Consider the following 2,974-nt stretch of genomic DNA (forward strand, 5'->3'; position numbering starts at 1 on the left):
GGAGCATACGCTGCGCAGGATCCTTACCGTGCTCTCCCTCCTTGACCGACTGCTGTGGAATCCGCATCCAGGAACCGTTCGGATCAAAGGTGATGGTGTAGTAGGGCTTCTCGAACTCATTGGTGAAGGTCGCAGCTGTCACAGCCTGGCCTGCCTTCTCCATGCTTCGGCTTGCCGTCAGCACATTGCCCTGCTGGGTGACCACATAGGTCACGGTCACAGGCTCCGTGTCAAACGTGAAACCTTTTCTGCCGAGCGGAAGCTCCCGAATCTCGTAGACATAGGTTCCCGGTAGCCGGAAAGTAATGTCTCCAAACTCTCCAGTTCCCGCGCCCTGAATTTCGAGCCGCATCTCCTGATTACTTCCCGCTGTGAGCGGCATCGGAAGAACCCCTGCCGCCTCCGGTGCTGTCGTGCTGACCGCGCGGAGCAGGAAGGTAAAGGTCCCCGCATTGTGCGGTGTGCCGCCGGTAATGATTTTTTGCACCGGCGGATCGTGAAGGACTGCCGGGCTCGCCGGATTCCAGACCGCATAGAGGGTCACGGTAACTCCGTCCGAAGTCGTGAGATTCGTAACCGGCTGACCGTCCGCATAATCAGGCGTCGTTGCGCCCGGCGTGCGGCTCCAGCCCCCGAAGGTATAGCCCGGACGCGCGTACTGATTCGGCGGAAGCGGGTTGGTATCTCCGCCGCCGAAGTGCGAATCTGTCATGCTGCCGACGGAATGCGGCGTGCCGGAATCGTAGCGCACTGTATAGCGCTTCTGCCGGTAGACCGCGTGAATCGTGAGATCCCCGGTCAGCGGCTCGTCGAAGTTGTAAGTCGAGCCGTCCGGTTTTGCCCAGTGGTCAAAGATAAAGTTTGTCTTGTTGTCCGGACGCGCAGGCTCGGTCGGCGTACTGCCGTGCACGGCATTCGTGTCTTGCGTGATGATCTGATTCTGATGTCCCGGGTCGGCATCCGGCGCATCCTGCACCGTCACCGTATAGTGACGAAGCGTCCATCCGGCTGTCAGAATCAGGTTGCCGGTCACCGGTGTCGCAAAGTTCACCGGGCTGCCGTCCGGGTTCTGCCAGTTCGTAAAGGTATAACCGGTGCGACTGCCCGCCGGAGAACCGCCCACTGTGGGCGGTGCGACAAGCGGGTCACCGTAGACGATAGTCTGCGATGTCGGCGTCACGCTGCCGCCGTTTGCATTAAAGCTCACCGTATAGCGCGGCAGGAGGTAGTCGTTCGTAAAGGCCGGAGTTGTCGCCGTCGTATAGGCAACCGGTGCCGAGTAGGCACCTCCAGCCGTCTGCTTCTCAACCGTCACGATGCCATTCATCACGGTTCCGGCCTGTGTGATGTGATAGGTCAGCCGGTACACTGCCGTGTCGTACGAGTAACTGCCCTGTACCGCCGCCGGGCTGCCGGCAAGCGCTGTGCCTGCAAGCTCGCGGAGCTCATAGACATAGTCACCCGCAAACAGGAAGCGAATCGAACCTAACTGCTCGGTGCCGTCCCCCGTATGCGTCACGGTGTAGGTCTGTGCGCCGTGTGCATTGACCGGCATCGGCAGAGTTGTCATGCCGGGCGCGGTCGTACTGACTGCCCTCAGCTCAAAGCGGAAGGTCTCGGGTGTCAGCGGCGTGGTCTCACCGGTCAGCAGTGTCCGGTGTGCCTCTCCGCCGAGTACCTTCGTGAGCGCCGGATCGTGATCAAACGGTGTTACGGCTGCCCAAATAGCGTAGAGATGTATGGTACCGCCGTTGGTCGACGTCAGGTTGTTGACCGAGACGCCGTCATAATAAGTCGGTGTGGTCGCTGTCGGACTTGTGCCCCAGCCCATGAACTGATAGCCCGGGCGATCAAAGCCGTTCGGCGGCAGGTTCTGCGGCGTGTCGTAAACATGACTCGTATTCGGCATGTTGCCGTTCACCGTAGTCCCGCCCGCGTTCGGCTCGTAGACCACCGTGTAGGTGTTCGGCGTATACACTGCGTGCACGGTCGTGTCGCCTGTCACCGGAGATCCGAAGGTATAAGCCGTATTGTTCTGATCCTCCCAGTGATCGAAGTGGTAGCCGGTCTTATTGTCCGGTACGGTCGGCGCCGTGAGCGCAGTCGACCCGTGCGGCACGTTGTTGTGTTGTGCGAGTTGCGCATTCTGATGCCCCGCATCTGCATCCGGCGCATCCTGCACCGTCACGGTGTAGCGATTAATCTCCCATTTCGCGTGCAAAGTTGTGTTCGCATGAATCGGCGTCGTCGCAAACGGGAACTGCGTCCCCGCCGCGTCCGTCCAGTAGAGGAAGTGATAGCCCGTCTTCTCTCCCGCCGGGGAGGTCGGCGTGCCAGCCGTATTGTTTACGACCGGCGGTGCCGTCGCATAGTCGCCGTAGCGCACGCTCTCGTTTGTCGGCGTGTGGCTGCCGCCCTCTGCGTCATACTGCACCGTGAGGCGCGGCAGGGTGTAGCGATTCTCAAACTGCAACTCGGTCGCCGCCGTGCTTGCAGTTCCACTCTGTTTGGTAATGCTTCGCGTCACCGCAAGCGAATTGCCGGTTCCCGCGCCGAGCGCGCCCGCGCTCTGCGTCACCGTAAAGGTAATCGTGTAGACGGCGGGATCGTAGCTATAGTACTGCGCGGAACCCGCGGTCTCCTTGAGGGTATACACATAGGTACCCGGATAGCTGAAGGTAAAGAGGCCTGCCGGGAAGTTTGCAACCGCTGCTGCTCCTGCGGTCGCCGCCGCACTGCCCACAGCCGGAACCTGCAGCTGCGCGCTCGGAAGCGCGTAGCCCATGGTTCCCGCCCCCGGCGTCACCGTGATGCCCGAAGCGGCGCCGCCGCCCGGCACTGCCGGGAGCACTGTCGTTGTGCCCGTCGGTGTCGTGACAGACTGTAAGACAAAGCGGAAGGTATCCGGCACCAGCGGTGCGGTCTCGCCGCCCTGCAGGGCACCGAAGTCTCCGAAGAGAAGCTTACTCACGTC

Annotated in this window: 1 protein-coding gene; it reads right to left on the reverse strand. The window is 61.3% G+C overall.

Translation table 11 applies throughout. The features are described from left to right. Positions 1-2,974, reverse strand: a 2,974-nt coding sequence (locus ACO4XG_RS10870) for an InlB B-repeat-containing protein (protein ID WP_485129757.1), incomplete at both ends; no start/stop codon positions are given.

It is taken from the genome of Stomatobaculum sp. (assembly GCF_057248925.1).